Source organism: Alistipes shahii WAL 8301, assembly GCF_025145845.1.
Classification (GTDB): domain Bacteria; phylum Bacteroidota; class Bacteroidia; order Bacteroidales; family Rikenellaceae; genus Alistipes; species Alistipes shahii.
The window spans coordinates 3,352,869-3,378,538 of record NZ_CP102253.1; the positions used below are offsets into that span (position 1 = coordinate 3,352,869).

Genomic DNA, 25,670 nt, shown 5'->3' on the forward strand with positions numbered 1-25,670 from the left:
AATTAGAAATTTTTAAGTCATTGTTAAACAAGTTTTTCAAAATTCCGCTTACGATCGAGCCGGTTTATATCGTCACGGAAAGTTTCGATGTGGTGCTGTAGAATATTATCCACATATGATGTCGCGGATAATCGTTCACCTCCGATTCTTTTAAGTATCTCCAGAATCTTACGCTTTGTCGATGCATTGACATAAAGTGTGGCTCGGATGCCGTATTCCACAGGAGTGAGAAACATTCGTTCATAATCGGACAAGGGTGGTGTTCTCCGACGGCGTGGCTCTTGTGCTGCGGGCACAGACGGGGTTTCATCCGGAATCTTTTCTGTGTCGATCTCCGGAACAGAGGGCGGTTCGGCGGGAATTGCGTCCGTAGCGGTTCCGGATGGGATCTGTTCCGGAATTACCCGTGTGACCTTTGTAGTGATAGGTAACTGCCCTGCGATCACCTGTTTTACAAGACTTTCGTCTACTTCGATTTTGGGTTTCTTGGCCATTGTTATCGGATTTTGAGGAGTGTAAGAATTTCTTCTGTGAGGATTTCGAGTTGCGCCTCACACGCAAAGGTTCGCGCCGGAGCCAGAAGTGTCGAGCGGCCGACTCCTGTATTGTCCGCAAGCAGCTCCTTGTTGAACTTCGAGCGGTAAGGAATGTGAGTTGTCATAAGCGACAACCCGAGCTTGCGGATAACGGCCTCGTATCGATCGTAAAGCGGCGTTCGTTCACGACGGTCTATCATCGTCCAGAAAAGATAGACGCTTTGTAAAGTAAGGGTCGGATCTTGGGCAAGGTTAGTGGTGAGACTCCGGGCAAAGGAGAGCGTACTTTCCATGACGACCTTGTCGGCTTTCATGGGCACAAAGACAGCGTCCAGCGACGCGAGCAGCCGAATGACACCTTCGGCATTGACCGTTCCCGGCAAGTCGTAGAGAATGATACGGGGATGGTAGCCGCTTTGCAGCAGCCGCTCGACTTCTTCGGGGGCTTCAGGCGGCATACATTTCAGCACAGGCCAGAGCTTGCGGCCCGTCGCTTTGAATTGACGTACCAGCAACAGCTTGTGGTAATCGTCATGCTCGATGAGCGACAGTTCCCGCTCACGTTGCGCCTGAACGGACCATTGGGGATAGTCGCAGTCTACGACCAGCACGTCATAGCCTAATGTGTAGTGCAGATGACTGGCGAGTAACATCGTAAATGTCGATTTCCCGATGCCCCCTTTTTGATTGCAGATCGAAATGCTTGCTTGTTTCATTGCTTGTGTGTTTAAATGGTTGTTTGGGTAACTATGCGTCTGTCAAATCATTTATATATACTACCTTATATTTGGACGAATAATTGGATGATTATTCGGTCTGCCGCCCTTTCGTTCCTTTGCGCAGATACTCGGTTAAAGATTCGGGTATCCGTCTGAACCGATACTTATTTTGCGATTCGCGCAGTTGCCCGAATAATCAATCCTGCCGCAATATACAACAGGGTAAAACGCTTCGGTTCCGATGTCCGCTCCAGTCCGCTCCAGTCCGCACCGATGGCTTTTTTTTGCCCCGAAACGGTTGTAATATTGCACCGGGAACAGACCCGGCTATGGAAACCGTAACAGAGGATTTTCAAAACTTCTCTCAAAGATTCTCCGGCGCGGATTTTTGTTGTCGCCAGACAACAGCGAGCTGTACCTTTGTATGCCGAAAAGTTTTTCGGCATACGAAAGGTGCTCGCTCTGCGAGGCTGGGTGGCGTTCCCGAGTCACGCCACTTAAACTACCAGACTGATGACAACCACGAAAAAGAGGATCGGACGCCCGACAACGACAGATCCCAGAGTCCACAGGTATAATTTCAAACTCACCACGGAAGAGAATATCCGCTTTAAGCAGATGCTTTGTAAGGCAGGATTGGAACATAACCGCAGCCGGTTTATCGTCAAACGCATCTTCGCCGAGGAGTTCGTTGTCGTCAAACGCGACCCTTCGAAAGTGCAGTTTATTGCCCGTCTGAATGACTTTTATTTCCAATTTCAAAAGTTGGGAAATAACTACAACCAGATTGTAAAGGTCATCAATGCGCACTTCTCCAACGTCGCGATCCCGCATCAGATCGCTGCTTTGGAACAGCGAACGAGAGAATTAAAGGCTCTGAGTATCGAGATTCTCAACCTCGCAAAACAAGCTAAGGAGTGGTTGCGAATATAAGATCGGGTTCCTCGCCCGGCGGAGCGTTGTATTACAACAAGGAGAAAGTGGATAAGGATGAAGCCGAAGTGCTCCTCTGGCAGAAGATGCTCGAACCATACGATAAATGCGGACGCCTTGACATTGACGCCTGCATGGAGAGCTTCATGCCGTATCTCGAAGCCAACCGGAGAACTACTAATACGGTTTTCCATGCCTCGCTGAACCCTTCGCCGGAAGACAGGCTGACCGACGAACAGCTCCGGGACATCGCCTGCGAGTACATGGAGCGTATGGGCTACGGCGAACAGCCCTATATCGTTTTCAAGCACAAGGACATTTCCAGAGAGCATATCCATATCGTGTCGCTGCGGATCGATGAGCAGGGCCGCAAACTTCCGCACGATTTCGAGGCCCGGCGCTCGATGGAGATTCTGCGTGACTTGGAGCGCAAATACGGCCTGCATCCGAGCGTCAAGGGGCAGGAACTGACGGACAAGGAGGGGTTGCGGAAGGTGAATTATCCCGAGGGAAATGTCAAGCGGCAGGTATCGTCCGTCGTGAGATCATGCCTGCGCAATTACAAATGTTCCTCTTACGGTGAGTTCCGCACGTTGCTGGAGCGCTTCAACGTCTCGACCGAGGAGCGCACGGGAACCGTTGATGGGCGAAGTTATGCCGGAATGGTTTACGGAGCCCTGACAGACGACGGATATGGAATCGGCACGCCGTTCAAGTCGAGCTGTATCGGAAAAGATGTCGGTTATAAAGCTCTTCAGAAGTACTATGCAACATCAAAAGACAGACTAAAAGAGAAAGGCTCACTCGACAGCCTGCGACAAACTGTCAAAGACGCCATGAGCCCGCACAACACACGGGACGAGTTCCGGCAATTGTTGAAGGCGGACGGTATAGATGCGGTATTCCGTATGAATCCCATAGGCAGAATTTATGGTGTAACTTTTATCGACCATAACACGGGCATCGTTGCTAACGGATCGGTATTGGGAAAAGAGTTCTCGGCGAATGTTTTCAACGACTTGTATCCGGCTCCGAAACAGGCGCAACAGGTCGCAGAACGACACGTGGAACAGAAACATGAAGAGCAAAACCATGCCGCCAATCCTATTTCTTGCATTGTCGATACGGTATTGGATTTGGCTGACACGCGGGCTTACGAGGAACAGCAACGGCAGATGCAACAAAGGCGTAAAAAAAGACGACATCGTTCCTGATACGAAAAACGGGGTCTGATATGGATCAGATCCCGTTTCTCATTGTTCCCTGTCGGCTTTCCGTCGTGGCCTCCCCGTGCCACCGGCATCTTCTATTTCTCTGCCGGAATAAAAGTTATTGCCTGCCCGCCCCGTTCAGCCATCTCGATGCGTATGGTATCTCGTGCCGTCACAGCCCGCTTCCCGATCAGGTATGCCTCCGGATTGCGCCCCGCATCCGGAGCATCGGCATATATCGTCGCGGTGTACGTCACTCCGGGTTCGAGGAAGTCGAGCTTCTGCACGAGCGTCCTTGCCTTCTCGTCCGTTCCTGCCCCGAGAAAGTATCTGTCTTTGGCCCGTCTTGCAACGACGATATAGTCGCCGATCTCTCCCTGCAATGCCTTCGACCAGTCGCAGTCTGCGTCGAAGTCGCGGAAGAACCGGAATGCGGGATGCCCTTCGTAGTTCTCGATCAGGTCTGCGGCCATCTGCAGGGGCGAGTATATGATCACCCAGTTTGCTATCTGCCGTGCCAGCGTGGTCTTTATGCAGCATTCCGCGTTGGGCCCGTTCCACTCGATCCGTCCCTTGTCGGCCTTCGCCGTGGAATAGTCGATGTCGAAGATTCCCGGAGTGTAGTCCATCGGTCCGCTCAGCATCCTCACGAAGGGCAGCGTCGTGAGATACTCTGCCGAATTCCCTTCCGACCATGCGTTCCATTCCATGCCCCGCGCCCCTTCGCGTGTCATCATGTTGGGCCACGTGCGTCGTATCCCCGTCTCCTTTATCGGCTTGTGTACGTCGAGCATGATCCGGTATTTCGCCGCCGTTTCCACGACCCGCTGATAGTGCTGCACTCCATACTGCGAATGATGGAGGTAACCGCCTTTGAATCCCCCTGCATATCCCGTTTTGAGCGTGTGAACCCCCAGTTCGGCATACCTCCTCATCGCTGCTTCCAGGACGGCTTCGTACTCAGGAATATTTCCTCCCGTTTCATTGTGCATCCACAGTTGCACGCCCTTTTCACGGGCATAGGCGGCTATTCGCTCCAGATCGAAATCCGCATAGGGTTCGAGGTAGTCGAACTGCTGGTTTCCGCCCCAGTTCTCCCATCCTTTGTTCCAGCCCTCGAACAAGGTGTACAAGGCTTTCAAGGTGGGGGCAAACCTTAATTACCGGAATCTAAACCGGGATCTGGTAAAGGCAAACACCGTGACGGTCGGCCCGGAGTTGGCCTATTACGCCCTGAAAGGACGGAAATTCTCGCTCCTGGGGATCGCAGCCGGGACGATCGGCTACCAAAAAGCCAAGGCGAAAAGCGATCTTGTGTACCTGGCGAAAAGCAAGGCTTTCGTGTATGGATACGAGGTCGGGATAAGGCCGGAAATGTTGCTAAGCCCGAAAGTGGCTCTTTTTGCCGAATACAGGTTTGAAATGTTGTTTAACTCCATTCTCCGGAATAACAACCATGTCGGCCTGGGGTGCGTGATCTATTTATAAACTTAAATAATTGAAGGTATGAGAAAGTATTTGTATTTGTCGGCCGTATGCGTGTGCATGGCATTGTGTTTCGTCGGTTGCAGCAAGGACGACGACGAACCGGGAGGAAAAGGGGCGATGTATGAGGTAACGATCGAGCAGTCGGGAGATTTCCGCAGCTTCATTAAGTCGGTCGTGGTAGTCGCCAACGGTACGCGGTTGAAAGACGGGGCGACGGGGGAAAGCCTCGCAAGCCCGTTGATTCTAAGCGATGAAGAACTGGCCGTCGAAAAGGTGACGTTAACCACGACGGGAAAGGCGATCGAGTTCGCCGTTTCCGGTAGTGTCGTGGACGGGGAGGACGGTGTCGTGAACGAGCCGATGCAGTGGGTTGTGACCGTTTACAAGAACGGAAAGGAGATCGAGAAAAAGAGCCTTTCTTTCCGGGACGGGAAGGAGATCGGTATGGATGATCTTAATCTGTATTATAATTGACGTGACGACCTGAATGTCCCCCGGATGAATGTTCGGGGGATTTTTTTCTTTTGGGCGTTCCCGTGGGACGGTCGGGCTTTACGTTTCAAGTCCTCGCCTAAAGGCTGTGGGCTTTACTCTGCAATCCCTAACGCATGGCTGAAAACTCCTCTTGCCGGTGGTGTTCTTCTTCATACAGCCTCATGCGTTCTTGTAATGCTTCTTTTAAATTGTCGCTTTTTTTCAGTCCGAGTTTGGCACGTATGTTCGCTCGTTGGCTGGTTATGTTTCCGCTACTCCGATGTAATAATTCGCATATTTGGCTGACGGTCTTGTCTTGCAGTATTAAACGGCAGATGTTTAATTCGGACGGGGATAAATTGGGATATATTCTCCTGATTGTATCAAGTTTACTTTTTTCCTTTTTCTGGTATGCGGCAAGGGCTGTAAAAAGATTTTCTTTGGATTGTTCCCCTATTATGTTTAACAGGGAGCTTGTCTTTTCTTCCGGGTTATTCTCGCTTAACAACTCGGCGAACGCGAATAGTTCTTCCTTTTTCATTTGGAGACGTTTCAAAAGCATTTCCTCTTCCTCTTTTAGCAAGTTGCTACTTTTTAGCAAGCTGCTGATATTACTGTGTAAGGATCTTCCTAATAAGGGGATCATGGTGTATATGATGATGATCAAAGGCAGATAACTGTATAGGAACGGTTCGTCGGTGATAAGTGTGCAGATTGTATAGGAAGCTATGGTAAGGGAGGACAATAGGATGGAGATATTACTCATATAGGCACAGATGGAAAGCATGGTAAATAAGAGAGAGATAGTAATGTTACTCATTATCAATGCTCTTTGATAACTATATTCATATCCGCTACATATTGAGCAATAAATTATTTCGATAAAAATCTCGATATGTATGGCTATCAGTATAATGGAAAAGGTCGTGGTCAGATTTACTCTCTTTTTAAAATAAGCGAGAGTGCACATAATGATAAACAGGAATAATACGCTGTTAATATAATAAAACTGTTCATTGGGAAATGGAACTGAATATATGTATATGGGTGCGCATAAGACCAGCATGAGCAGGGATAGATGAAAGACTCGTTTTTGTTGATACGTTATTATCATTTCTCTTTCTTTTTTGTCGTAAGTTTGAGTTTTTATTGAACTTAGAAAAGAGGCGGCTTTTGTGCTGAATATCATGTATTTTATTGTTTTAAGTGTTATTAAGTATGATGTTTCTTGCAAAGATAACTGTTTTTTTGTATGTTTAAGTACTTTTCTTTATGATGTTAAGTATTTTTAGTTGTTGTGTAAGCATGATTGGCTGCTGTGGTAAGTGTTGTAGTTGTTGTGTGGTCGTCTTTTTAAGTATTTATAAGTTTAAAATGTTTGTTTTTTGCTTTGGAAGCTGGTTTATAAGTGTGTATTTTTGCGGTCGAAATTCAAGGGGGTGTAAAAGCCTGGGTTTGGATTGTCATATTAACAAATGATTAAATGACGAAAAGAGGTTTTTATATTAAATGTGTATTGTTCGTGCTCGTGTTGAGTATAAGCGGAGAAATATCCGCTCAGGAGAAGCGTGATTCGGTAAGGATCTATTTTCATCAAGGAAAGGTAAATATAGATACATGTTTACTTGACAATGGGAACGAGATGGAGCGGTTTGCTAAAATCTGTTCCGCATTGAACGACTCCGTCCGTCTTATCAGGAAAATTCAAATAATAGGAGGAGCTTCCCCGGAAGGAGGGGGGCTGTTGAATGGAAGGCTGTCTGAAAAACGAGCAGAGGTTTTGTGGCGGTATATATCACCTTATATAAAGATTCCGGTATTGGAGAGGGATTTTCATTTTTCGGGAAGCGACTGGAACGGACTTATAACGATGGTGAGAGCGGATGTGAATGTTCCGGAGAGGGAGGATGTCCTTCGTTTGTTGGAGAAGATCGTCCGTTTGGAAAACCAGGACAGTCCTTATTTGGGGGGAGAACTGAAAAGACTGAAAGGGGGGAGGCCATACTCATATTTGTATAAATTCCATTTTCCGAAACTTCGTTCGTCGATGGTGAAAATATGCTATGATAGTGATCCGATAAATCCCGTCAGAGATACGGTATATATACATACACGTGATACGTTGTGCATCCGTGATACCGTTACCGTCATAGCTCCGGTAAAGAAACGGCCGTTTTGCATGGCGGTGAAAACAAACTTGCTTTATGACGCTGTTTTGATACCTGACATCGGGGTTGAGTTCTGTTTGGGGAAGAACTGGTCTGTGGCCGGGAATTGGATGTATGCCTGGTGGAAAAGTGATCGGAAGCATAATTATTGGCGTATCTATGGGGGAGATGTGGAGTTGCGCCGCTGGTTCGGTCGGAGAGCGGTGGAAAAACCGTTTTCCGGGCATCATGTCGGATTGTACGGGCAGATCGTCACCTATGATTTCGAATTGGGTGGGAAAGGTTACTTGGGGGATAAATGGAGTTACGGGGGAGGCGTGGCTTACGGCTACTCGTTACCTGTGGGACATCGGTTCAATGTGGATTTCACGTTGGGAATCGGCTACCTTGGAGGATCGTACAAGGAGTACATCCCTTTGGACGGTCACTATGTATGGCAGACCACTAAAAAACGCCGCTGGTTCGGCCCGACCAAGGCGGGTATCTCTTTGGTGTGGTTGATCGGCCGTGGCAACTACAACGAGAAGAAAGGAGGCAGGCAGTGATACGGATACGCTTTTGTCTGGTGTTCATATTTTTATGGATAGGACTGACGGCTTGTGAGCATAAGGATTTATGTTACGATCATCCGCACTTTGCCAAGGTGCGGGTAGTATTCGACTGGACCAAGATTTCCAATCATGACAAGCCTGAAGGCATGAGGGTCGTATTTTATCCGACCGACGATGAAAGCAACACGTGGATATTTGATTTCCCCGGAGGAGAGGATGGGGAAGTGGAGCTCCCCGAGAATGATTACCGGGTAATTTGCTTCAACTACGATACCGACGGGATGGTTTGGAAAGAAAACGGCAGTTACACGCTTTTTACTGCCGATACGCGTGATGTTCAGTCGCCGGATAACCGGACAATGGCTGTCACCCCACCCTGGCTGTGTGGCGACCATATAGACAGAGTTATCCTCAAGGACATTCCGGGAGGAAGCGCGGAGATAGTACGGCTAACTCCCGTAAACATGGTATGTCACTACACGTATGAGGTGAACGGTCTTCGGGGACTGGATAGGGTGGCGGATTTGCGGGCTGCTCTTTCCGGCATGTCCGGCTCGCTTAACATGTCCGGCGACAGTTTGCCCGCCGGTCTTTCGGAGAGCCTGCTCTTTGATGGAATGGTTTCACGGAATCAGATTATAGGCGGATTCTATACGTTTGGACATTCCGCACTTGAAGGAGAGCCCAATGTTTTCCGGCTGTATCTCAAGAACCGTTCCGGCAGCATGTCTGTATTGGAACAGGACGTGAGCGACCAAGTGCATGATGTCCCGGTAGCGGGGCATGTCGGTGATGTGCATCTGGTGTTGAATTTTGATTATGAGGTACCATCCGAGCCGGGAAGTGACGGTGCGGGATTTGATGTGGACGTTGATGATTGGGATGATGTGAATATGGATATAGTGTTGTAATACGAGTTTGTTAATTATATGTATCAATTTAAATTGTTTTTATTTATGAAAAAAAGTACAGTAATGCTTTGGGCAATCTTTGGAGCTCTACTCATGGGTTGCTCAGACGAGGAGATTGCGAATGTGGAAACCTCCTCACGGAATGCGATTGGTTTTAACGTGTTAAGTAATGCGGCGGAAACGAGGGCTATCCCTACTACCCCCGACAACTTGACGAGCACCGATTTCGACGTGTTCGCTTTTACGACGGATGGTACTGCCTTCATGGGAAAGGTAGACACGGATTTTGGACATGACGGAGTGAAGATCGTGTACAAAAATGGTAAGTGGGATTATGACGATGCGAACGACCTTCGTTATTGGCCTACCGAGGCTTTGGACTTTTACGCGTTCAATCCCGGAACGGTTAGTGAAGACATGATAGTGTTTTATAGTTGGGAAGCCACCAAGGATGTCCAAAAGATAAGTTATACCTGCATGGATGAGTATGGAAGCGGTACTACTCATGCAAACTACGACGTGATGTATGCCATGGCCAAAGGCCAGACAAAAGACATGAACAACGGAATAGTGAAATTTAATTTCAAACATATTCTGTCACAGGTCGTATTCAAAGCAAAGACCCAATACGATAACATGCAGGTGGACATCGACGTGATCAAGATTCATAATTTCAAATTTGCCGGCGCCTTCACATTGCCTGCGGCAGCCGATGGAACGGGAAGTTGGAGTTCGTCTGATTTAGCATTTCCACACGCATTTACCGTAGTGAAAAACGCAAACATCACGGTCAATAGCAATACCGAAGCTACCGATATTACCACAAATACTCCTATGCTGAATATACCACAGGAGCTGACTGCTTGGAAAGTTTCCGAAACAGCCACCAAAAGCAAGTTGGAGGCCGATAATGCGAAGCAATGTTATCTGGAGATCGCCTGCAAAATCCGGCAGTCCGGAGCTTATCTGTTGGGTTCAGCAAGCGAATACAAAACAATTTATGTTCCGTTCGGAGATACATGGGAACAGGGCAAGCGTCATATCTACACGTTGATTTTCGGTGGTGGTTATGATGATCAGGGAGAGGCTGTGTTGAATCCGATCCAGTTTGATGCAGAGACAACAGGCTGGGTTGATGCAGATAAAGACGTAAACGTCCAACCTTAATCCAAACGTTTATTAATATCGTACCCGTTGGCAGGTTAAACATACGCAAGATTAACCCTGCCAACGGGTTTTTTATAGGGAATCGCATTTTCAATATACTTTTTGATGTGTAGGGGTGCTTTTTGCGTACCTTTTTCCTGGAGAATTTCTTTTGTGGAGTGTTTGCCCTGTATATTCCCGATACGCTGTTATAGCAGGGAACTGTTTTTATCCAAGTAGTCAGATATAGCCTCTTGCAATACCGATTTTAGCGAATCGCCTTTGCGGATCGCGATCAGCTTTAAGTTCTGGTGATAGGTTTCGTCCATGACAAAATTACAATGCACGGTTTTCGCTTTCTTCGGCTTTTGAGCCTCTTTTTGCCCGGCCGTGGATTGGGTCAGGCTGTCTAATCCCCCGGTCAGCCCGGCCGACATACTGTTTTTTAAATCGTTCTTCTTTGCCATATGGTTACTTTATTTCTGTTAGCAGTTCGTTACATACCTTCTCGTAGTCCTCTGCCCCGGCAGATTTTGGGGCATAGTGAAAAATATCCTGCCCTTGTGTCGGGGCTTCGGCCAGCGTAATGGCGTTGCGTATATGGGTGCTGAACACTTTGCCCTGGAATGTTTCCTGTACCAGTTCCGAAACGCTCTTGTCCAGGTTCTTTCTTCCGTCGTACTGGGTTATCAGGACCCCGGCGATCGAAAGATCCGAGTTCAAACGTTGCTGCACCTTGTGGACGACCTGCATAAGTTTGGCCATTCCACGCATTGCCAGGAATTGAGCCTGAACCGGGATAATCAACCGATCCGAGGCCGTCAGTGCGTTAAGCGTGAGCAGCGACAGCGAGGGGGGGGGCAGTCGATCAGGATATAATCGAATTTTTCCTTTTGGCCCTTGATAAGGTGGGCTAAGATAAGTTCCCGCCCGGCCTCGTTGATTAACTCCGTTTCAACGGCCGAGAGATCCAGGCAGGAGGGAACGACGCTAAGACCGTCCTTATGCTCGTAGATCGGCAGGTCGTATTCGCCTTTCATCGCGCCGTAGATCGTTTGGGGAAGCTCCGCGGAGAAGCCCAGCGATTCGGTCAGGTTGGCCTGCCCGTCAAGGTCGATCAAAAGAACCTTGTACCCTTTTTGACGTAACGCGCCGCCCAGGTTGATCGTGGTTGTGGTCTTTCCTACTCCCCCCTTGTGATTCAATACGGAGATTACTTTTGCTTTGCTCATAAATTCAGTTTTTTAAATGGTTGTCATGTCCGCAAATATAGTTAAAATACTAATATACTAAAATACTAAAAGTAGTATTTCTCGTTTTTTGCGTGTTTTTTGTACCGATCGGGGAAGCGTACCGAAATAAATCCTGTTTCCGTCTTTCGGTACGTTTTGTTTCTGTACCGGAATTAATCAAAGATTAGAATAACCATAAATGTTTTTATACGTTAATCATACGTATGTATATATGTATATATTTGTTTTTGAGTATCTTTGTGTGCTATAAATAAAAAATAAAAGACATGAGCACTTATTCGTATAAAAATCCGAAGTTTATAAATTCCCCTAAAGGGGTGGTTGAAGTTGTAGAAGTGATTTATGACGGCAAAGATGATCCGGCCTATTCACTGGCTATTATTAAATGGGAAAATACCTATAAATTAGGTATTCGTTGGAACATCGCTTATAGTGAATGGGACGATTACCGCAAACAGAACGGGCAAGATGAATGTATAGGTAATCCACAGTCGAGAGGTATTCCCACCTGGTTTGTTTTGCCCGATGATATGATGTTTGGTGAGAAGTTCAGCGGTGCGATGCAGAGGCTTGATGAATTAAGAAAAGGTAAGTAAGCAATGGAACAGGGAGAAATCATATTATACCAGCCGGATGAAGCGGTCAAGTTGGAAGTGAGGTTGGAAGATGAAACCGTTTGGCTGACACAAGAACAAATAGCCGACTTGTTCGGGACTAAAAGGCCTGCTATTACCAAACATTTGAACAACATTTACAAAAGCGGCGAACTTGATATAGATAGCACATGTTCCATTTTGGAACATATGGGTAATGACGGCAAACAGAGATATACTACTAAATATTATAATCTTGATGCGATTCTGTCAATAGGATATCGGGTTAATAGCAAGAACGCAACCCTTTTTAGGAAATGGGCGAATAGTGTATTAAAGGATTATCTTTTAAAGGGGTATTCCATTAATAAACGTTTGTCAGAACTTGAAAGGACTGTCGCTCAACATACCGAGAAGATAGACCATGATCCGCTTCAGCTTTCCCAGCAGCCCGTCTATCAGCAGCCTTGTCCTGTAAAAGCCTGTCTGGTGCGAGAGCTTTGTCAGTTGGTTCAGATTGTTCGCCATTCCCGCCAGGCTGCGCAGCAGCGCATTCTCTTCAGGCGTATGCCTTGCCGTAACGGTGGCCGCCAGTGCCACCTCCCTGATATAGACCGCCAGACTCCGGCCGGACTTCCTTGCCCTGAATCTGAGAGCCTCGTAGCTGACGGGGGAGAACTTCACTGTCACTCCCTTGGTCAGCTTCCGCGTCCTGCCCAGTGCCGGACGGCCGCGTTTTTTCTTCATCTCATTCATATCCTTTGTCATATGTTTTTTCTTTTTCGTCCGTACTTCTTTCATTCCAAAATCTGCGACCGGCGGGAGTGGATTTACCCTCCCTGCAACCGCCGGGCGCTGGGGAGCAAGGGTTTTCGGGAATCCGGAAACATAACCTTGCTATTACTATTACAGAATCCACCCTTCAAAACAACAGGAAATATTAATATCAATGGTTTCAGATAACCGTTTCCATTCCTGGTCCGGAAGGTGACAATGAAAGTATATCCGCCGGAGGTGTACCTATATTTTCTACAGTCATCCGTTCCGGCTGATATACGACCGGCAGTCATTCACACGGTCTGACAGTCACCGGTACTCTAAAGTTTCCTCCAGCGTTCGATGTCTTGCCGGTAGGTTTCAAGATGCCGTCTTGCCAGATTCTCCAGCAGCCCGGATACGCTCATTCCCCGGCAGCCCAGTCTCAGGACGATCATGTCCAGGGCACTACGAGTTTCCTCACTGATGAACACGGCTTTAGGTCCCTTGATTTTAGGGGGAATGAGATAAGTTTCCCGATACTTTTCCAAAGCCGGGCGCTTCGGTGCCTTCTCCGGCTTTGCCGGCTGTGGGCAGGTTCCGTCAAGTATCTCCCTGAGGGTACTTCCCAACTTCTCACACAGGACGGCCATACGGTGCGTATGTCCTTCCGCCATCGTTTTTCCCACAAGGGGCATGTCTTCTTTTCCTTCTTTCATAGAAACTTGGATTTACGTTGATACGATGGTTTCCCATATACCGGGAAACCGATTGTCGCCGGCAAATAAAACGATAAAAAACAGACGGATCGACACTTAGGGTTCTGTTGGCGTATTCTTCTGTATCATTCTCTGCTTCAGGGTGTACGGACGGTGAGAACTTCATTATTATACGCATCGGAAGCAGGGCATGAACTTTACGGATGCAGTTGCAATCACTAAAGACCGATTGCAACCATTAATGATTATAACCGGTCATTAATGGTTGGTTATAATTATTAATGGCCGGTTACAAACACTGATGCCCGCATCAGTGTTTGTCCGGCAGGCATCTTTCAGTCCGGATATGGAAGAACATCCTGATAACCGGCCTCTTTACCGGGATGGGACAAAACTGATGGACATCCGTCATGTTCATAAGCGTCTCCACGATAACATTTGGCGCATCTTTCTATTGTATAAATCAATAAAAGTACATCTTATGAAAAAGAAAGATCGCTTCGATTCCAATTGAATATCTATTCCGGACATCTGATGACATATAATGACATCTGATGAAGGGCCGGAACCATATCCGGGAACAATCATTTACTTTGCGGATGAAACAGGCACGCATATGGTGTCAAAGGTAGTCATCCTGTCTTGAAATTCAGGATGTTCCGCTGGGATTCACTAAATTGCGGCACGGAATCCGGATCCGAAGAGAGAATGAAACAGATGTCAAACCTGAAATTACAGTGATTATGGAAATAGTGAACATTGAGGCAAGGACCTTCGAGGCGATGCTCTCGGCCTTCCGGACGTTCGCGGACCGGCTGGACACCCTCTGCCGGCTGTACGGCGACATAGAGGAGAAGAAATGGCTGGACAACCAGGAGGTGTGCCTGCTGCTGAAGGTCAGCCCGAGAACCCTGCAGACCCTCCGTGACAACGGCACGCTGGCATACACACAGATCTGTCACAAGACTTATTACAAGCCCGGGGACGTGGAAAGTATCATCCGGATAGTGGAGGAGCGCCGCAAGCGGGCTGAAAGTATGGGAAGGTCGATCTGAAAGGCCATGAAAAACGAATGTCGAACAAAAAAAGATCAAGTCATGATGAATACCGATAACCGTCTGCTCACCCGTGAGAGCAGCGAGCATATAAGAGAGTTCTTCTCTACCGTCGAGCGTCTCTCCGTTTCCATGGAGCGTCTCTTTGCCGGCAGGTCACCGGCGATGGCGGGCGAGAACTTCTATACGGACCGCGAACTGGCTGAAAAGCTGAAAGTGAGCCGCCGCAGCCTGCAACAGTACCGGGACAGCGGTCTGCTTGCCTTCACCCGGCTAGGCGGCAAGATACTGTACCGTTCTTCCGACATCGAGAAGCTGCTTGACGGCTGCTACAGGGAGGCGAGAACCAGACCGGAGGAACTTTAGAAAAGTTCCGTACGGGATCGTGAATGAAGGGGCGGGCGGTTGTCATACCGGCCGTCCCTTCGTTTTCTTTCCACTGGATGAACGACTTTAATTTGCTCATAAAGTATTTATACACAGAGTGTTTTCTTTATAAATTATGATCCGGTGACGACATTGGCATAACATGGCGGGACATGGAAACATTTTTCCGGTATGGCAATAAGATACGGGGATTCCATTATAAAAAAAGACCCTTATTTTATTATGTCATTATGTTATTCTGAAATTGGGGCGGGCTGCCCGTGTATCGGTGGAACGGTCCGTTCCTGTAATGGCGGCACATCCCGTACTGATATCATTATCCGCCGGCAATGTTGTTTCCCGGTCTTGCCGGAGTGACCTTATGCCGGCCGGTGACAACCGCATGTCCGTGTGTAAACATGGCGGCGCATAAAAACAGGCACACCCTCCGGGCTCCTGTCCCGTCGGATGCGCCTGTCTCCATCATGTCATATACAGCCGGACTACTCCGGCCCATGCCTCTATCTGAGTATCGGATTCGAGAGCAGTATCTTGTAATAGGCCACCCCGCCAATCTCTACCGGCATCCTCGCCATCATGAACTGCACGCTCTTCCTCTCCACCTTCGCCTGCCGCATGAGCCTCTGCACGATAAACCCGGCCGAGAACCTTGCGCATCTTTTATCCTTCCAGACGATGAACCCCTCGCTGTCGTCGGCCCGGCAGATATACCAGTCACCCGTCTCGTCATCGTGGGCGAAGTTCACCCGTCCACCGCCGAGGATTCCCAATTCGATTGACATCGTCTTTGACAGATAGACGGTTCCCCTGCTGTCAAGGTTGATGGTCCGCTTTCCCTTGTATGTGACTTCCTGCGGACGGGAGTTTTCCCTGTTGTATACTATCAGTGCCATAATTGTCTTTCTTTTATCGGTTGAACTGTTTTCGTTTTTCAATACATGAAGCTTTCCACCGCCAGCATCCGGCTTCTCCATGCGAAACCGCTGTGGGTACGTACCGCGTCCACTATCCTGCATACTTTCTGCGATATGGCCGATGCCGAGATACCCATGCATTCCGCCAGTGCCTTGAACGAGAACTGCGCCTCATAGAACCTGAGCATGAACATCCGGTATTCCTCGTAGGAGAACTTCTGCCTTACGAAACGCAGTATGTCCTTAACCAGCCTCTCGCACCCGTTCAGGTCGTCCTCGGAAAGGAATTTTGCCTCCTCGCCACATCGGAGGAAGAAATCATCTTCAGGGTGTGCATACCGGTTCTCCCTTTTAATCTTTACCAGGGCCGCCTTTTTGTAGCATCCGATGAAATACGCGTCATAGTCCGTTATGTCCTTTCCGGGAACCAGCACCTGCCTTCTTACGAAAAGGTAGGTGTCATGGAAATTGTCCTCGTCCAGCATTCCGTACCGGCGTAACGTCCCTCTCAACCTGTCATAGGATTTTGTGAACCACTCGTTGAACAGTCTTTCCTTTTCTGCGCTCTTGTCTGCCATAGCCTTATGTTTTTTTTGAGTCGTACATTTGTACGTTATACATGGCCTACACGGGTAGGCATTCTTATTTCTTGTGCTTCCTCCAGTTTGTTTTTCGGCGGTCTCCGGCAAGGCTTGCCGTGAAAAAATACGCTCACGCGAAGCGTGAGGAAGATTTTTTCACGAGCAACCAGCCCGCAGGGCCGCCTTGCGGGACCGGCCTGAAAAACAACTATTTTTGCCGCAAGAAATGAGGATGACAGATTACTTCCTTCTATCTATTGTCTGTCCGGTGAGAATTTAGATTCCATGCAGCTTTTCTGTCTTCGGTATGTTTGGAGAAATATTCAAGGATATGAAATGAGAACGGCAATACGTGATGTTGCGGAAGGAGCAGATATGGGATTGGAAACAGGAAGCGTGCCCGGGTTTTCATGCAGTTTATACGGCGGTGTTGATTTTGAGGAGGATTACAGGGAAGTGACAGGATGGTCGGCTGTCGGAAAAGAAGCAATACCGGCGGACGTGGATATGGGCAAAACCACCCGTACATGCAATGCAGAGGGAGCAGGAGAGCCTTCACCACAGCCGGAGCCCCTTTTCATGCCGTATCCCGACATGAAAAGGGGCTCCTGGACAATTCTTTTCCTTTTTCCTTGTCGCACATGCACTACGTCGGTCGCAGTTTTCGCCTTCTGAATCAATTTTCCCGTCCGTCACCCGCGCATTCGGAGCGTTTTTCCGGCAGAAAATTTCACCGTACGGAAATTTTCTGCCGGAAACCGGAGGGAAAACGCGCAGATCCGCGGGGACGGCGGAACTTTGATGAAGAAGGGGAAAAATCACTCGTCCCGTAAATGCCTTCCCTCAGATGGCATCGCATATCTCCTTCTCCATCTTTTCCAGCTTATGGGACAGGACTTCCATGTCGCTGCTGATCTTCTGGTTGGTTATCCGGGCATATATCTGGGTGGTTTTCAAATCCGTATGACCCAAAAGACGGCTTACGGTCTCGATGGGCACACCGTGCGAGAGCAGCACGGTGGTGGCGTTCGTATGCCGGGCAACATGGTAGGTCAGCCGTATCTTGAAACCGCACTGCCTACCAAGTTCCTTCAATATGACGTTGCATCTGCTGCTGCTCGGTACCGGAAATACATGATCGTCCTTGGACAGCCCCTTGTACTTCTCTATGATGCGCCTGGGAACGTCCAGCAGGCGGATGTTGGACTCGGTGTTCGTCTTCCGCCGGCGGGTGATGATCCAGAGGTTGCCGTCGAAGAAGGTCTGGAGCCGGTCAGTCGTCAGCGCCTTCACGTCTGCGTATGCCAGTCCGGTAAACACCGAGAAGATGAAGAGGTCACGTACCAGTTCGCAGGTCCCGCTTTTCACCGGGACCTCCATCAGCGTCTGTATCTCACGCTCCGTCAGGTAGCCCCGGTCAACGCTCTCGAAGGAGTTGATGTACCCGGCGAAGGGATTGAAGGGAAGTGCACCGCTGTTGCGGGCGATGGAGATGATGTGCTTGAGCCCGATCATGTAACCCCATACGGTATTGGTGCGGCATTTCTTCTCCGTACGCAGAAAATACTCGAAGTTGTTGATGAAGGTCAGGTTGAGTTCCTTCAGGGGGATGTCGTCACGTCGGTACACTTTCGGGACGAACTCGCACAGGTGCTTGTATATGGTACGGTAGCGGTTGTATGTCCCCTGTACGCGGCTGTGTCCCACTTTCTTGATGAACTCCTCGTTGTGCTGTTCGAAGAGTTTCAGCAAAGTCTCCCGTTTCACGCCCAGTCCGAGGTAGACATCCCTCAGCCTGGCAGCAGTGACATAGCCGTCGGACTGCATCAGTTCCTGGTAACGACGGTTCACGTCCACACGTATCCGGTCAACCGCCGCATTGATTTTCTGTGCCTCGACGCTCTTGCCGGTGGCACGTGCCGTTTTCACGTCCCAAAGTTTCGGGGGTACGTCCAGCTTGCAGCTGAACTGCTTGATTTCGCCGTCCACCGTAAGACGGCACATCAGGGGGAGATAGTCGTTGGCTCTCTCGCTGCCCTTCTTCACGTAGAAGAGGATTTTGAAAGTCGATCTGCTCATACTCGTTTTCATACTTTTTTGATTGTTACAAAGTTAATATCAAGCGAGTTGTCTCCAAGTATGAAAAATTGTGCAAATTACTGAAATATAACCTGTTGTACCGTTTCTTGTTCCTATTATATCAGTAACGATATGGGAACTGAAGTCTTTCGCAACTTTTATCGAACCTCCTTTTTCAGCTTATGCAGTATTATGAGCTAAACACCTAACTGATTAGTGGACTGCATTTTTGCTGTATTATCATTAACCTTGCCTTTTTCTTTTACGTTTATTTACGATACGGTCGCGCATCAACTGCATGGAGTTGAAATTACGCGAAATATTCTGGATGATCTCGATATAATTATCGCTATGACCTCCTTCTTCGTCAGTCCATTCGTAATAATAAGGTTTTATCGATACACAATTTTTATGCTCGAATAAAGTATTGAGCAATGTGCGGTCCGAATTGCCGCACGAATGCCCCATGATATAGATCTGATAGGGACCGGTGTCAATAAACTGAAGTAATTGACGGTAATTGTCCGTTTCCAGATAACGGATAGATTTGATATTGGTTAGGTAGCTATTATCATTCAGATTCGAAATAGTCTTATAATCCTCGTCCAGTTCGTCCCCATAACCGAAAATAACAGGATTCTGCTCATTATCCAATTCTCCGTGAATATGATTTACGGGAATGTCTGAATTTGCTGGAAGATATAAGTCGGCAGTCTTCGTATAGTTGAAGTTCAATAATAGGGTTCTCTCCGGATATGCAAATTCGTCGCAAACTGCACCATTGCCGTTTTTAATTTCTTCAATGAATTTGGACTTCAGCCCTTCATTTTCCCAGTTTGTTACGAGGTTTGATGCTATTGCAGCGAAACTCTCATCCGCCTTGGTTTCTTCGCCTGTCGATTCAATCCTGTTTTTCTCGGCCCACTTGTTCACGATATATTCCAGAAATTGCTTTTGAGCACTCACGGCGACATCACGAAAGTTAAATGGCTCATGAATAATTTGTTCAATATCCGGATTCCTTAACTCTGATTTGATATAATGCTTTTGAACAGATTTTAGATAGCCCGTCAAAGCCCCCTTTATCAATTCCAGTTCTTCATTGAGTTGAATGGGATCTCCATACTTACAAGACTTGTCCTTGAAAACTTTTTTGAGCAGTGAATAGTATTCTCCCTCGATATCTACCCATTTTTTTGATTCGACGGCTTTATTTATTGTTTCGAAGAACTTACTTTCATAAATTAAATGATCACTGACGAAATGATCATATTGTTCTGCTGGTGTTATTTCTCCCAAATTTCGTATAAACCGAAACGTATTATCTTGCAACATCCAGCGAAACTGTTCCAGGGTTTTCCTATCCTCCGGATCAGAAATATTGACAGAACATAGACCATCATATCGCTCATATTCACCCTCCAGCAATCCTAATTTCAAAGTGATATTGTATCCACGAATAAAATCCGCATAACTCGTCGGCAGTCCGTGCGCCAGATCGAAGCCGTTACCGATTAATATGATCCGATTCATCATCTGCTTGTCATTTAGAGTAGTCCATAACAAAGATAACCATTTATCCTGCTGTGAACAAGGATTGTAAATGATTTTTTCTTACGCCGACCCGTCCAGCAAGATAGCCGCTGCGGACGACACGCCAAGGTCTTCGCCTTGTCTTTGTCGCATGCAGCGGCTATTCGTCTCTTGCTGTCCGGGCGTTCCGGACAGTCAAAATATTATTTCTTATGAAACTGCTCACGAAAGAAATTATCTCGAAATTCGAGAAACACCCTTTCCACTCACAGGATGGAAAAGGAATGGATGCCGAAGTCCTCGTCAAATATTTCAACCCCTGCGGTACGGGGACATGGCTCATTACCGAAGCCGAACGTGAAGGCGACGACTGGCGCCTGTTCGGTTATTGCCATATCTACGAATGGGAGTGGGGCTACCTAATGCTCTCCGAGCTGGCATCTCTTCGTCTGCCGTTCGGACTTACCATCGAACGCGACATTTACACGGCCAGGAAATACGTCCGGGATTTTCTGCCGCAGGATGAATGACGGCAAAGGCCTCGGAATTTTACTGCCCCTTGCCGACAACAGAATCATTACACAAAAAGAACTATAAATATGGCCACATTCGAAGAAAAAGCCGAACGGTTGAAGAAAGAGTTGGAGGAAGCTACAAACGACGACCAACGTCGAAATCTGTCCCGCGAATACGAACTTACCTTGCGTCTGCTGCGCATCATCCGCGGAGAGGTCTTTACGCTCGACGACATCAATAAATGCCGCATGGAGATCATGCGACTATATCCCGGATACGATCGTCCCATAACGGCCGAATCGGGAATCCTGCTGGCTGCGGAGGCAATCCGCAAGTCCTTCGGAAAGAAATACTATCTTCCGCTTTACAAATATCCGATCCTCATTGATTTCGGGACACCGGATGGGCAGATATGCGTGATCCATCCGAGCAACTATATCAGTTATACGTCCAAAAAAGGAGGGGAAGAGTGATTTGATCTTCCCCTTATACAGGCTACATCAGCGCTGCGCTTTCATATAATGCTTTTCCAGCAGTTTATAAAGCGAGGACTGTGGATAAAGAATCTTTCCACCAAGAGTAGTATAAGGGATTTGGCGGTTGTCCCGGTAATTCTGCAAGGAGCGTTTCGAGATGCTGAAGATGCTGCAAATCTCCTCACTGGTCAGGTACAGTTCATTTCCGATGGTCGGGCGGTGCGTGTCGATCAGAATATCGACGGCACGGATGGCTTTGACGATGTCGCGGCGCAGTTCCTTGAACGCGGCGCTGTCGCGGGTAATGATCTCTTCGGTCATGCTACAGGCTTTTTATCAGGTGCTTTTCCAGAAGTTGCCGGATGTCGTCGTCCCGGAACAATACTTTATTCCCCAAGGCCGTATAGGGGATGATGCCGGCGGAGCGATAGTATTGCAAGGCTCGCTTGGTGATGCTCAAGGCCTTGCAGACCTCCTCGGCCGTAAGCCACCGGACAGTTGTCGGTTGGGCGGAGAGGGAATGGAGCGCAGACACTCGCTCCAGAAGACGTTGAAGGTGCGCCTGCATCTCTTTATAGGCGCTCGTTTCCATAAGGACGCAATCCATAATGCTGAGGGTTTAGGTGATTTCTGCGTTAAGGATGTGCAAGATAATCCAAGCCTTCAGAAAACGATTCCTATGTCCGCTCCAGACCGTTCCAGTCCGCTCAAAGGAAAAAATGATCGACGGTGACGCTGATGTCCGCCATAAATCGGCAAATGGAGTAATAAAAATCATATTTGCTTTTTTTATCAGATATTCACTATATTTGTATAGAGTTGTTTGACAGGATGAACCTCGATGTAAGTTTATTCGAGACTTGCGTTTCTAAATCATTACCTCATAAAAAAGCAATGCCGTAACTCATTCAGTTACAGCATTGCTTTGTAAATCCCCGGAAACTCCCGCGGAGGGCGGGGCTGTTTTGCCGGAGATCGGTGTCAGTGTTTGTAGGTTGTTTCAGATATGGTTATAATATCCGTGCCATAATGCACCTCCCGATTTTCGCAAGTGAGGGATTTGTTCCCATATACGTAGTTGCGGGTCTCCCAGACGAGCTTACCTTCCGCTTCGTACGTAATTCCGTTGAGGCGTCCCCGGTAATCGTAACTGTAATGTCTTACCCAATCCCATGGGCGTTCGGCCGTTTCTTCGGCAGCCAGACAGCCGTGAATAAGCGGTTTCGTCAGTTCATCGTCGGAGTATGTGATTATGTATTTGCTTACAGCCGATACTTCGCCTGTATTCTTGAGCCAATATTTGTCACAGATTACCAGTTTTCCGTCGTAGGTGTATTTTGTTTCGGATACTTTACTATTCCCTCTGGAATATTCCAAACTGTGGACCAGCCGTTCCTGCTGGTCGTATTCGTTGCAAATCCGTTGGATGATATGGTCGTCCTTGTCCGTTATCCGTTCTTCCAAAACCTTTTCGAGAGCGTCATCCAGATAAGTGCGTTTGAATTTTTGCGAATTCCACAGGGTTTCACCGGCCCATGTTTTTTCCGTGTATGTCACCGTTTTGCCGTCATATACGTAGTCCGAAGTTGTCGTTTCCGTAACGCCGTCTCTCGAGTTCCGGGTTCCGGTCAGCCGATCTTTTGCGTCGTAGGTGTACGTTATCACATATGTACTCTACTCTCCTCCGGGATCGGTTCTGTGAAGGGTCGTTGTCAGCGGGTGTGTCCATTTAGAGTCGCCTGTGTTCTCTCCGTCCTCTTTTTCACAACCTGAAGCGAGCAGCAATATCGCCGCAGCCAGGTAAAAGCGTCCTTGTTTCATGGCTCGAAATTTTAACGATTATAAGGGCTGTATTATGGGCATATCCACCTGCCGGCAACCCGCCTGCCGGACCGTGACACGGGTCATTCCAGCGTCCGGGCGTCCTTGAAATAGATCTCCAGCAACTCCTTGGCGGCGATGAACGACGAGATTTTGTCCTCCAGCACGCGTTTCTCGTACGCTCCGATGCACGCCTCCACGGCCGGGTCGCGGTAGAAACTTCCGCGCAGCGCCTCGTTGATCGACTCGTACATCCAGTATTTGTTCTGCCGGTTGCGGTTGTGCTGGAAATAGCCGTTTTTCTGAATGTGGTCGAGGTACTCCTCCACGCCTTTCCAGACCTCCTCCAGCCCCGTCCGGGCCACCGCCGACGAGGTGTAGACCTTGGGCCGCCATCCCGATTCGGGCACGGGGAAAAGTCGCAAGGCCCCCTGAAACTGGGTCTGTGCCAGTTCGGCCTTGTGTATGTTCTCTCCGTCGGCCTTGGTGATGACCATCAGGTCGGCCATCTCCATGATGCCGCGCTTGATGCCTTGCAGTTCGTCTCCCGCACCGGAAATCTGCAACAGCATGAAGAGGTCCACCATCGAGTGCACGGCGGTTTCCGACTGTCCGACGCCCACCGTTTCGATGAAGATGACGTCGAATCCCGCGGCCTCGCACAGCACGATCGTCTCGCGCGTCTTTCGGGCCACTCCGCCGAGCGATCCCGCCGAGGGCGAGGGCCTCACGAAGACCGAAGGATTGTTGCAGATGCTCTCCATGCGGGTTTTGTCGCCGAGAATCGAGCCGCCGCTGCGCTCCGACGAAGGGTCTATGGCCAGCACCGCCAGCTTGTGGCGCAGCCCCGCGACCATGTTGCCGATGGCCTCGATGAAGGTCGATTTGCCGGCTCCCGGGACGCCCGTGATGCCTATGCGGACCGATTTCCCGGCGTGCGGGAGGCACGCTTCGATGATCTCCTGCGCCTGTGCATAGTGGTCGGGGTTCGACGATTCGACGAGCGTGATGGCCTGCGAGAGGGTGGTGATGTTGCCCGCGAGAATGCCCTCGACGTACTCTCCGGTGGAGAGCGCGCGCTTCTTGCGCCGCTTGAAGTAAGGGCTTACTATCGGTTGTTCTTCAACGCCTTGCGTGACGTTGAGGGCTGTGTCGTGATGCGTGTCTGCGTACTCTTTTTCGTAATGGTCTATCCTGGTGAACGACATGGTGTGTCAGCGTGTTGATTGTTCGATCAGTTTTTCGTTGATTTGCAGGGAATTGCCCATCCAGAGGGTGCGGTTCTTGGCGTCGGTCAGCACGCCGAACGGCAGGTAGCTGACGCCGAACGCCGTGAAACTCTTTTCGGCGTTGAGGCCCACGGAGATCCGTTCCGAGAGGTAGGGGCGCAGCAGCGGGGCTATTTTCGCGGGGTCCTCCTTCGTCACGACGATCACGCGCAGTTTGGTACCCGATTTGCCCGTGATTTCCTTCAGGCGTTCGAGCGAGGTTTTGCACGCGGGATTCGTCGAATGGAAAAATTCGATGTAGGTCGTCGGGGCCGGTTCGGGCTGGCGGTTGTCGAGCCACGTCTGGATTTTGAGTTCGGGAACGCGTTCGCCGAGGGCGATGTTCTGGGCCGTGGCTCCCGCGGATGCGAAACCCGCGGCCAACAGCCATATAAGCAGCACTTTCTTCATAAGAGAGCCTTGTTTTATTCGATAAAGATAACAATTATTTGGCATATGGACCAATTTTTTAGAATCAAGTTATGAAAATAGGACTCGACACGGCTCCCGCCGCACTCCGCGGGACTTACTTCCAGCACCTCGCCAGCGTGCTGGCGCGCTACGCTCCGGAGCATGAATATATCATTGGCGCAGAGGTGAATGATGGTGTTGACCTCTACCACGGCTTTAGGTCGTCGCTGCCGTTGTCCGTGCATCTGCGGCGCGTGCCTTCGGTGATGACGGTCCCGAATCTCAATTTCCTGCGCTATCCGCATCTCTATACGTTTGCCGAACGGCTTTTCGTCCTGACGCTCTACCGCCGTGCGCTCCGGCGGGCCGGCCGGGTCATCACGGTCAGCGCTCCGGCCCGCGAGGAGCTGTCGGAACGCCTCAATATCGACCCTTCGAAGATCGAGGTCATGGTGCCGCTGGCGGTTCCGGCTCCGCACGGAAATCCATCTCAAGCGGAACTTGAACACGTGCGCCGCAAATATGCTCTTCCAGAACATTTTATATTGATGATAGGGACCGTCGAATCGCGACACAACCATCAGGCGGTTTTCGCGGCTCTGGCCGACGTTGCGTCCCCGGCCGGGGTGGTCGTCTGCGGCCGCCGCACGGTCTGGTCCGACTATCTGCTGGGCTATGCCCGCGCCCGCCGCATCGCCGCACGGGTGGATTTCATCTACGAACTGACCCCTTCGGACCTTCCGGCGCTGTTCCGTCTGGCGCGGGTCTTCGCCTATCTGCCCGACGCCGATGCCGAGGCGTCGGTCGTCCCCGTGGTCGAGGCCCTGCGGGCGGGTTTGCCGATGGTCTTGAGCGACACGCAGGTCAACCGCGAAGCCGCCGGAGAGGCCGCCGCCTATGTGCGTCCGGAGGCGCGGGGCGAGGTTCTCGCGGCGCTCGAAAACGCGTTGGAAGACGTGTCGTGGCGCCGCACGATGCAGGAGCGCGAACGCCGCCGCGCCGAACTGTTCTCCGAATACGCCGTGGCGGAACGGCTGATGCAGATTTACACGTCGCTGTAACCCCGGCTTTCGAACCGCAGGCCGCCGGAGGCTCCGCCGGAACGAATCGCCTTTCCGGACATTTCCTGCGAATTCCGAACCCGAAGTTATTGCCAAAAAAAGTACTCCGA

Annotated in this window: 30 protein-coding genes and 3 pseudogenes; 15 read left to right on the forward strand and 18 right to left on the reverse strand. The window is 49.3% G+C overall.

Annotation, left to right across the window (positions count from 1 at the left end):
- Positions 1-23 precede the first annotated feature (23 nt).
- A complete protein-coding gene (locus NQ492_RS14180) occupies positions 24-494 on the reverse strand; it encodes a DUF3408 domain-containing protein (RefSeq protein ID WP_014774760.1) in 471 nt (156 codons plus the stop codon).
- Positions 495-496: 2 nt separating this feature from the next.
- On the reverse strand, positions 497-1,252 hold the full coding sequence (locus NQ492_RS14185) for a ParA family protein (RefSeq protein WP_009596771.1): 756 nt from the start codon (positions 1,250-1,252) through the stop codon (positions 497-499).
- 516 nt (positions 1,253-1,768) lie between these two features.
- Between NQ492_RS14185 and NQ492_RS14190 the strand changes: the two genes are divergently transcribed.
- Both NQ492_RS14190 and mobB read left to right on the forward strand, forming a co-directional pair.
- Positions 1,769-2,188 carry a plasmid mobilization protein gene (locus NQ492_RS14190; RefSeq protein WP_015545977.1) on the forward strand — a complete coding sequence of 140 codons (420 nt, stop codon included), beginning with the start codon at positions 1,769-1,771 and terminating at the stop codon, positions 2,186-2,188.
- The gene (mobB, locus tag NQ492_RS14195) at positions 2,173-3,402 is read left to right on the forward strand and encodes a conjugal transfer protein MobB (protein WP_044053938.1); all 1,230 of its coding nucleotides are present in this window, start codon (positions 2,173-2,175) and stop codon (positions 3,400-3,402) included. Before NQ492_RS14190 ends, mobB begins: the two co-directional genes overlap by 16 nt.
- A gap of 92 nt (positions 3,403-3,494) precedes the next feature.
- On the opposite strand, the pseudogene NQ492_RS14200 reads toward mobB, so the two are convergent.
- A pseudogene (locus NQ492_RS14200) lies at positions 3,495-4,523 on the reverse strand (glycoside hydrolase family 97 catalytic domain-containing protein); the annotation flags it as partial.
- Position 4,524: 1 nt separating this feature from the next.
- Between NQ492_RS14200 and NQ492_RS14205 the strand changes: the two are divergent.
- Both NQ492_RS14205 and NQ492_RS14210 read left to right on the forward strand, forming a co-directional pair.
- Positions 4,525-4,887 carry a conjugal transfer protein TraO gene (locus tag NQ492_RS14205; RefSeq protein WP_018697531.1) on the forward strand — a complete coding sequence of 121 codons (363 nt, stop codon included), beginning with the start codon at positions 4,525-4,527 and terminating at the stop codon, positions 4,885-4,887.
- 18 nt (positions 4,888-4,905) lie between these two features.
- Positions 4,906-5,361: a DUF4425 family protein gene (locus NQ492_RS14210; RefSeq protein WP_014776477.1), complete on the forward strand. Its 456-nt coding sequence runs from the start codon at positions 4,906-4,908 to the stop codon at positions 5,359-5,361.
- A 127-nt stretch (positions 5,362-5,488) separates the two neighbouring features.
- On the opposite strand, the gene NQ492_RS14215 is transcribed toward NQ492_RS14210, so the two are convergent.
- Positions 5,489-6,550, reverse strand: coding sequence for a helix-turn-helix domain-containing protein (locus tag NQ492_RS14215; RefSeq protein ID WP_015545978.1), 1,062 nt, complete (start codon positions 6,548-6,550; stop codon positions 5,489-5,491).
- A 294-nt stretch (positions 6,551-6,844) separates the two neighbouring features.
- On the opposite strand from NQ492_RS14215, the gene NQ492_RS14220 reads away from it, so the two are divergent.
- Genes NQ492_RS14220 through NQ492_RS14230 form a run of 3 tightly spaced genes read left to right on the forward strand, consistent with a single transcriptional unit; the run spans position 6,845 to position 10,158 of the window.
- A complete protein-coding gene (locus NQ492_RS14220) occupies positions 6,845-8,074 on the forward strand; it encodes a DUF3575 domain-containing protein (protein WP_015545979.1) in 1,230 nt (409 codons plus the stop codon).
- Positions 8,071-8,991 (forward strand): DUF5119 domain-containing protein, encoded by a 921-nt coding sequence (locus NQ492_RS14225; RefSeq protein ID WP_004328506.1) that lies wholly within the window; start codon positions 8,071-8,073, stop codon positions 8,989-8,991. Before NQ492_RS14220 ends, NQ492_RS14225 begins: the two co-directional genes overlap by 4 nt.
- Before the next feature lie 45 nt (positions 8,992-9,036).
- A complete protein-coding gene (locus NQ492_RS14230) occupies positions 9,037-10,158 on the forward strand; it encodes a fimbrillin family protein (protein WP_026314684.1) in 1,122 nt (373 codons plus the stop codon).
- Positions 10,159-10,346: 188 nt separating this feature from the next.
- On the opposite strand, the gene NQ492_RS14235 is transcribed toward NQ492_RS14230, so the two are convergent.
- On the reverse strand, positions 10,347-10,604 hold the full coding sequence (locus NQ492_RS14235) for a hypothetical protein (protein WP_004328504.1): 258 nt from the start codon (positions 10,602-10,604) through the stop codon (positions 10,347-10,349).
- A gap of 4 nt (positions 10,605-10,608) precedes the next feature.
- Positions 10,609-11,369 (reverse strand): annotated as a pseudogene (locus NQ492_RS14240) (ParA family protein).
- Positions 11,370-11,656: 287 nt separating this feature from the next.
- Here NQ492_RS14240 and NQ492_RS14245 point away from each other — a divergent pair.
- Both NQ492_RS14245 and NQ492_RS16295 read left to right on the forward strand, forming a co-directional pair.
- Positions 11,657-11,986, forward strand: coding sequence for a hypothetical protein (locus NQ492_RS14245; protein WP_004327465.1), 330 nt, complete (start codon positions 11,657-11,659; stop codon positions 11,984-11,986).
- 3 nt (positions 11,987-11,989) lie between these two features.
- A pseudogene (locus NQ492_RS16295) lies at positions 11,990-12,406 on the forward strand (virulence RhuM family protein); the annotation flags it as partial.
- Here NQ492_RS16295 and NQ492_RS16300 read toward each other — a convergent pair.
- Positions 12,362-12,751, reverse strand: coding sequence for a plasmid mobilization protein (locus NQ492_RS16300; protein WP_014776481.1), 390 nt, complete (start codon positions 12,749-12,751; stop codon positions 12,362-12,364). The pseudogene NQ492_RS16295 and the gene NQ492_RS16300 overlap by 45 nt on opposite strands.
- A gap of 329 nt (positions 12,752-13,080) precedes the next feature.
- Positions 13,081-13,458, reverse strand: a complete 378-nt coding sequence (locus NQ492_RS16305) for a DUF3408 domain-containing protein (protein WP_004330044.1) — start codon at positions 13,456-13,458, stop codon at positions 13,081-13,083.
- 743 nt (positions 13,459-14,201) lie between these two features.
- Here NQ492_RS16305 and NQ492_RS14265 point away from each other — a divergent pair.
- Together NQ492_RS14265 and NQ492_RS14270 are read left to right on the forward strand one after the other, a co-directional pair.
- Positions 14,202-14,513: a helix-turn-helix domain-containing protein gene (locus NQ492_RS14265; RefSeq protein ID WP_004330047.1), complete on the forward strand. Its 312-nt coding sequence runs from the start codon at positions 14,202-14,204 to the stop codon at positions 14,511-14,513.
- A 42-nt stretch (positions 14,514-14,555) separates the two neighbouring features.
- Positions 14,556-14,879: a helix-turn-helix domain-containing protein gene (locus NQ492_RS14270; RefSeq protein ID WP_004295308.1), complete on the forward strand. Its 324-nt coding sequence runs from the start codon at positions 14,556-14,558 to the stop codon at positions 14,877-14,879.
- Positions 14,880-15,400: 521 nt separating this feature from the next.
- Here NQ492_RS14270 and NQ492_RS14275 read toward each other — a convergent pair.
- Together NQ492_RS14275 and NQ492_RS14280 are read right to left on the reverse strand one after the other, a co-directional pair.
- Positions 15,401-15,793 (reverse strand): hypothetical protein, encoded by a 393-nt coding sequence (locus NQ492_RS14275; protein ID WP_004320820.1) that lies wholly within the window; start codon positions 15,791-15,793, stop codon positions 15,401-15,403.
- Positions 15,794-15,831: 38 nt separating this feature from the next.
- Positions 15,832-16,392: a sigma-70 RNA polymerase sigma factor region 4 domain-containing protein gene (locus NQ492_RS14280; RefSeq protein WP_004330050.1), complete on the reverse strand. Its 561-nt coding sequence runs from the start codon at positions 16,390-16,392 to the stop codon at positions 15,832-15,834.
- Between the two features lie 288 nt (positions 16,393-16,680).
- Here NQ492_RS14280 and NQ492_RS16310 point away from each other — a divergent pair, with 288 nt between their 5' ends.
- Entirely contained in the window at positions 16,681-17,070 is a 390-nt protein-coding gene (locus NQ492_RS16310) for a hypothetical protein (protein WP_231839851.1), read from the forward strand.
- 168 nt (positions 17,071-17,238) lie between these two features.
- On the opposite strand, the gene NQ492_RS14290 is transcribed toward NQ492_RS16310, so the two are convergent.
- Together NQ492_RS14290 and NQ492_RS14295 are read right to left on the reverse strand one after the other, a co-directional pair.
- On the reverse strand, positions 17,239-18,486 hold the full coding sequence (locus NQ492_RS14290; protein WP_044053940.1) for a site-specific integrase: 1,248 nt from the start codon (positions 18,484-18,486) through the stop codon (positions 17,239-17,241).
- Positions 18,487-18,717: 231 nt separating this feature from the next.
- Entirely contained in the window at positions 18,718-20,010 is a 1,293-nt protein-coding gene (locus NQ492_RS14295; protein ID WP_149875158.1) for an AbiH family protein, read from the reverse strand.
- A 209-nt stretch (positions 20,011-20,219) separates the two neighbouring features.
- On the opposite strand from NQ492_RS14295, the gene NQ492_RS14300 reads away from it, so the two are divergent.
- Both NQ492_RS14300 and NQ492_RS14305 read left to right on the forward strand, forming a co-directional pair.
- Entirely contained in the window at positions 20,220-20,537 is a 318-nt protein-coding gene (locus NQ492_RS14300) for a DUF2958 domain-containing protein (RefSeq protein ID WP_009598209.1), read from the forward strand.
- 69 nt (positions 20,538-20,606) lie between these two features.
- Complete coding sequence (locus NQ492_RS14305) at positions 20,607-20,996, forward strand: hypothetical protein (protein WP_015546615.1); 390 nt, start codon at positions 20,607-20,609, stop codon at positions 20,994-20,996.
- Between the two features lie 27 nt (positions 20,997-21,023).
- Here the strand turns inward: NQ492_RS14305 and NQ492_RS14310 are convergent, their stop codons facing one another.
- The 6 genes from NQ492_RS14310 to NQ492_RS14335 form a co-directional block, all read right to left on the reverse strand.
- Positions 21,024-21,320 carry a helix-turn-helix domain-containing protein gene (locus tag NQ492_RS14310; RefSeq protein ID WP_259872950.1) on the reverse strand — a complete coding sequence of 99 codons (297 nt, stop codon included), beginning with the start codon at positions 21,318-21,320 and terminating at the stop codon, positions 21,024-21,026.
- Position 21,321: 1 nt separating this feature from the next.
- Positions 21,322-21,606, reverse strand: coding sequence for a helix-turn-helix domain-containing protein (locus NQ492_RS14315; protein WP_217729050.1), 285 nt, complete (start codon positions 21,604-21,606; stop codon positions 21,322-21,324).
- Between the two features lie 374 nt (positions 21,607-21,980).
- On the reverse strand, positions 21,981-22,556 hold the full coding sequence (locus NQ492_RS14320) for a hypothetical protein (RefSeq protein WP_044053941.1): 576 nt from the start codon (positions 22,554-22,556) through the stop codon (positions 21,981-21,983).
- Positions 22,557-22,673: 117 nt separating this feature from the next.
- Positions 22,674-22,820, reverse strand: coding sequence for a hypothetical protein (locus NQ492_RS14325; protein ID WP_259872956.1), 147 nt, complete (start codon positions 22,818-22,820; stop codon positions 22,674-22,676).
- Positions 22,821-22,903: 83 nt separating this feature from the next.
- Positions 22,904-24,028 (reverse strand): methylmalonyl Co-A mutase-associated GTPase MeaB, encoded by a 1,125-nt coding sequence (meaB, locus tag NQ492_RS14330; protein ID WP_015545982.1) that lies wholly within the window; start codon positions 24,026-24,028, stop codon positions 22,904-22,906.
- A 6-nt stretch (positions 24,029-24,034) separates the two neighbouring features.
- On the reverse strand, positions 24,035-24,499 hold the full coding sequence (locus NQ492_RS14335) for a thioredoxin domain-containing protein (protein WP_015545983.1): 465 nt from the start codon (positions 24,497-24,499) through the stop codon (positions 24,035-24,037).
- A 71-nt stretch (positions 24,500-24,570) separates the two neighbouring features.
- Here NQ492_RS14335 and NQ492_RS14340 point away from each other — a divergent pair, with 71 nt between their 5' ends.
- Positions 24,571-25,560, forward strand: coding sequence for a glycosyltransferase (locus NQ492_RS14340; RefSeq protein WP_044053942.1), 990 nt, complete (start codon positions 24,571-24,573; stop codon positions 25,558-25,560).
- Positions 25,561-25,670: the final 110 nt, after the last annotated feature.

Bases quoted from the DNA above. Each gene is read 5' to 3' on its own strand.
- NQ492_RS14180 (WP_014774760.1), bottom strand. From the start codon at position 494: ATGGCCAAGAAACCCAAAATCGAAGTAGACGAAAGTCTTGTAAAACAG.
- NQ492_RS14185 (WP_009596771.1), bottom strand. From the start codon at position 1,252: ATGAAACAAGCAAGCATTTCGATCTGCAATCAAAAAGGGGGCATCGGG.
- NQ492_RS14190 (WP_015545977.1), top strand. From the start codon at position 1,769: ATGACAACCACGAAAAAGAGGATCGGACGCCCGACAACGACAGATCCC.
- NQ492_RS14210 (WP_014776477.1), top strand. From the start codon at position 4,906: ATGAGAAAGTATTTGTATTTGTCGGCCGTATGCGTGTGCATGGCATTG.
- NQ492_RS14215 (WP_015545978.1), bottom strand. From the start codon at position 6,550: ATGATATTCAGCACAAAAGCCGCCTCTTTTCTAAGTTCAATAAAAACT.
- NQ492_RS14220 (WP_015545979.1), top strand. From the start codon at position 6,845: ATGACGAAAAGAGGTTTTTATATTAAATGTGTATTGTTCGTGCTCGTG.
- NQ492_RS14230 (WP_026314684.1), top strand. From the start codon at position 9,037: ATGAAAAAAAGTACAGTAATGCTTTGGGCAATCTTTGGAGCTCTACTC.
- NQ492_RS14235 (WP_004328504.1), bottom strand. From the start codon at position 10,604: ATGGCAAAGAAGAACGATTTAAAAAACAGTATGTCGGCCGGGCTGACC.
- NQ492_RS14245 (WP_004327465.1), top strand. From the start codon at position 11,657: ATGAGCACTTATTCGTATAAAAATCCGAAGTTTATAAATTCCCCTAAA.
- NQ492_RS16300 (WP_014776481.1), bottom strand. From the start codon at position 12,751: ATGACAAAGGATATGAATGAGATGAAGAAAAAACGCGGCCGTCCGGCA.
- NQ492_RS16305 (WP_004330044.1), bottom strand. From the start codon at position 13,458: ATGAAAGAAGGAAAAGAAGACATGCCCCTTGTGGGAAAAACGATGGCG.
- NQ492_RS14265 (WP_004330047.1), top strand. From the start codon at position 14,202: ATGGAAATAGTGAACATTGAGGCAAGGACCTTCGAGGCGATGCTCTCG.
- NQ492_RS14270 (WP_004295308.1), top strand. From the start codon at position 14,556: ATGATGAATACCGATAACCGTCTGCTCACCCGTGAGAGCAGCGAGCAT.
- NQ492_RS14275 (WP_004320820.1), bottom strand. From the start codon at position 15,793: ATGGCACTGATAGTATACAACAGGGAAAACTCCCGTCCGCAGGAAGTC.
- NQ492_RS14280 (WP_004330050.1), bottom strand. From the start codon at position 16,392: ATGGCAGACAAGAGCGCAGAAAAGGAAAGACTGTTCAACGAGTGGTTC.
- NQ492_RS16310 (WP_231839851.1), top strand. From the start codon at position 16,681: ATGCAGCTTTTCTGTCTTCGGTATGTTTGGAGAAATATTCAAGGATAT.
- NQ492_RS14290 (WP_044053940.1), bottom strand. From the start codon at position 18,486: ATGAAAACGAGTATGAGCAGATCGACTTTCAAAATCCTCTTCTACGTG.
- NQ492_RS14295 (WP_149875158.1), bottom strand. From the start codon at position 20,010: ATGATGAATCGGATCATATTAATCGGTAACGGCTTCGATCTGGCGCAC.
- NQ492_RS14300 (WP_009598209.1), top strand. From the start codon at position 20,220: ATGAAACTGCTCACGAAAGAAATTATCTCGAAATTCGAGAAACACCCT.
- NQ492_RS14305 (WP_015546615.1), top strand. From the start codon at position 20,607: ATGGCCACATTCGAAGAAAAAGCCGAACGGTTGAAGAAAGAGTTGGAG.
- NQ492_RS14310 (WP_259872950.1), bottom strand. From the start codon at position 21,320: ATGACCGAAGAGATCATTACCCGCGACAGCGCCGCGTTCAAGGAACTG.
- NQ492_RS14315 (WP_217729050.1), bottom strand. From the start codon at position 21,606: ATGGATTGCGTCCTTATGGAAACGAGCGCCTATAAAGAGATGCAGGCG.
- NQ492_RS14325 (WP_259872956.1), bottom strand. From the start codon at position 22,820: ATGAAACAAGGACGCTTTTACCTGGCTGCGGCGATATTGCTGCTCGCT.
- meaB (WP_015545982.1), bottom strand. From the start codon at position 24,028: ATGTCGTTCACCAGGATAGACCATTACGAAAAAGAGTACGCAGACACG.
- NQ492_RS14335 (WP_015545983.1), bottom strand. From the start codon at position 24,499: ATGAAGAAAGTGCTGCTTATATGGCTGTTGGCCGCGGGTTTCGCATCC.
- NQ492_RS14340 (WP_044053942.1), top strand. From the start codon at position 24,571: ATGAAAATAGGACTCGACACGGCTCCCGCCGCACTCCGCGGGACTTAC.